This window comes from Sinomonas sp. ASV322, assembly GCF_030908245.1.
Lineage (GTDB): Bacteria > Actinomycetota > Actinomycetes > Actinomycetales > Micrococcaceae > Sinomonas.
In genome coordinates this window covers 1-2826 of the sequence record NZ_JAVFJJ010000032.1, presented here as the reverse complement: position 1 = coordinate 2826, position 2826 = coordinate 1, and the positions used below count along the sequence as shown (strand labels likewise).

At 61.6% G+C, this 2826-nt stretch carries 2 rRNA genes; both read left to right on the top strand.

Annotated elements, in window-relative coordinates:
• A 23S ribosomal RNA gene (locus RBS12_RS20185) occupies positions 1–2485 on the top strand; the annotation flags it as partial.
• 175 nt (positions 2486–2660) lie between these two features.
• Positions 2661–2777 (top strand): 5S ribosomal RNA (rrf, locus tag RBS12_RS20180).
• The last annotated feature ends 49 nt before the right edge of the window (positions 2778–2826 follow it).

Below are 2826 nucleotides of genomic sequence, written 5' to 3'. Positions count from 1 at the left end.
GTGATGGCGTGCCTTTTGAAGAATGAGCCTGCGAGTTAGTGCCGTGTCGCGAGGTTAACCCGTGTGGGGGAGCCGCAGCGAAAGCGAGTCTGAACAGGGCGTTCAGTGGCGCGGTCTAGACCCGAAGCGGGGTGATCTACCCATGGCCAGGTTGAAGCGACGGTAAGACGTCGTGGAGGACCGAACCCACTTCAGTTGAAAATGGAGGGGATGAGCTGTGGGTAGGGGTGAAAGGCCAATCAAACCCCGTGATAGCTGGTTCTCCCCGAAATGCATTTAGGTGCAGCGTTGCGTGTTCCTTGCCGGAGGTAGAGCTACTGGATGGCCGATGGGCCCGACCAGGTTACTGACGTCAGCCAAACTCCGAATGCCGGCAAGACAGAGCGCAGCAGTGAGACCGCGGGGGATAAGCTCCGTGGTCGAGAGGGAAACAGCCCAGACCGCCGGCTAAGGCCCCCAAGCGTGTGCTAAGTGGGAAAGGATGTGGAGTCGCAGAGACAACCAGGAGGTTGGCTTAGAAGCAGCCACCCTTGAAAGAGTGCGTAATAGCTCACTGGTCAAGTGATTCCGCGCCGACAATGTAGCGGGGCTCAAGCACACCGCCGAAGCCGCGGCAGCCCCACATCGCCCAAGCCGTCATTGGTTCAGGGGTGGGGCTGGGTAGGGGAGCGTCGTGCGGGCAGCGAAGCCGCCGGGTGACCGAGCGGTGGAGCCCGCACGAGTGAGAATGCAGGCATGAGTAGCGAAAGACGGGTGGGAAACCCGTCCGCCGGATGATCAAGGGTTCCAGGGTCAAGCTAATCTGCCCTGGGTGAGTCGGGACCTAAGGCGAGGCCGACAGGCGTAGTCGATGGACAACGGGCCGATATTCCCGTACCGGCGAAGGACCGCCAATGCCGGAGGGCCGATGCTAACCAACGGATCGCCCGCCCGGGCGCCCTTCGGGGCGGCCGGCGGGGGTGAGCGTGGGATACCGAGGCCCCGAGGCAAGCGCATTAACAGGTGTGACGCAGGAAGGCAGCCCGGCCAGGCGATGGTTGACCTGGTCCAAGGACGTAGGGCGAACGGCAGGCAAATCCGCCGTTCACGAGCCTGAGATCCGACGGGACCCCCGCGAGGGGGGATCGGGTGATCCTATGCTGCCGAGAAAAGCATCGGCGCGAGGTCCGAGCCGCCCGTACCCCAAACCGACACAGGTGATCAGGTAGAGAATACCAAGGCGATCGAGAGAATCGCGGTCAAGGAACTCGGCAAAATGCCCCCGTAACTTCGGGAGAAGGGGGACCCCCACCCTGAACAGGACACGCGCCTGGGAGGGGGGAGGGGTCGCAGAGACCAGGGGGAAGCGACTGTTTACTAAAAACACAGGTCCGTGCGAAGTCGCAAGACGATGTATACGGACTGACTCCTGCCCGGTGCTGGAAGGTCAAGAGGACCCGTCAACCTGCGAGGGTGAAGCGGAGAATTCAAGCCCCAGTAAACGGCGGTGGTAACTATAACCATCCTAAGGTAGCGAAATTCCTTGTCGGGTAAGTTCCGACCTGCACGAATGGAGTAACGACTTCCCCGCTGTCTCGACCGCGAACTCGGCGAAATTGCACTACGAGTAAAGATGCTCGTTACGCGCAGCAGGACGGAAAGACCCCGAGACCTTCACTACAGTTTGGTATTGGTGTCCGGAGCGGCTTGTGTAGGATAGGTGGGAGACTGCGAGGCGGGCACGCCAGTGCCCGCGGAGTCGCCGTTGAAATACCACTCTGGTCGCTTTGGGCATCTCAACCTCGGCCCGTGATCCGGGCCAGGGACAGTGCCTGACGGGTAGTTTAACTGGGGCGGTTGCCTCCCAAAGGGTAACGGAGGCGCCCAAAGGTCCCCTCAGCCTGGTCGGCAACCAGGTGGCGAGTGCAAGTGCACAAGGGGGCTTGACTGCGAGAGAGGCATCTCGAGCAGGGACGAAAGTCGGGACTAGTGATCCGGCGGCACCTCGTGGAAGGGCCGTCGCTCAACGGATAAAAGGTACCTCGGGGATAACAGGCTGATCTTGCCCAAGAGTCCATATCGACGGCATGGTTTGGCACCTCGATGTCGGCTCGTCGCATCCTGGGGCTGGAGTAGGTCCCAAGGGTTGGGCTGTTCGCCCATTAAAGCGGTACGCGAGCTGGGTTTAGAACGTCGTGAGACAGTTCGGTCCCTATCCGCTGCGCGCGCAGGAGATCTGAGAAGGGCTGTCCTCAGTACGAGAGGACCGGGACGGACGAACCTCTGGTGTGGCAGTTGTACCGCCAGGTGCACCGCTGCTTGGCCACGTTCGGATGGGATAACCGCTGAAAGCATCTAAGCGGGAAGCCCGCTTCAAGATGAGATCTCCAAACACGCAAGTGTTGAAGGCCCCCAGCAGACCACTGGGTTGATAGGCCGGACGTGGAAGCAGGGACCAACGACCTGCGAAGCCGACCGGTACTAATAGGCCGACAACCTCAACCACAACACAACTGCTACGCGTCCACTGCACGGTCCCCGAACAACAAACCCCGGGAAACCACACCACAACACCACAACAGAACACAGCACACGCGCACCCGACCCCCCAGGGGGCCCGGACGCACCGCAACCCAGACATCCCACCCCCACCACAAAACCGGGGGCAGCGGAGAACAGGTTACGGCGGCCATAGCGTGGGGGAAACGCCCGGACCCATCCCGAACCCGGAAGCTAAGCCCCACAGCGCCGATGGTACTGCACCCGCCAGGGTGTGGGAGAGTAGGACACCGCCGGACAACACCACCCGAGGGCCCCACAACGACGTGGGGCCCTCACCCACTTAAC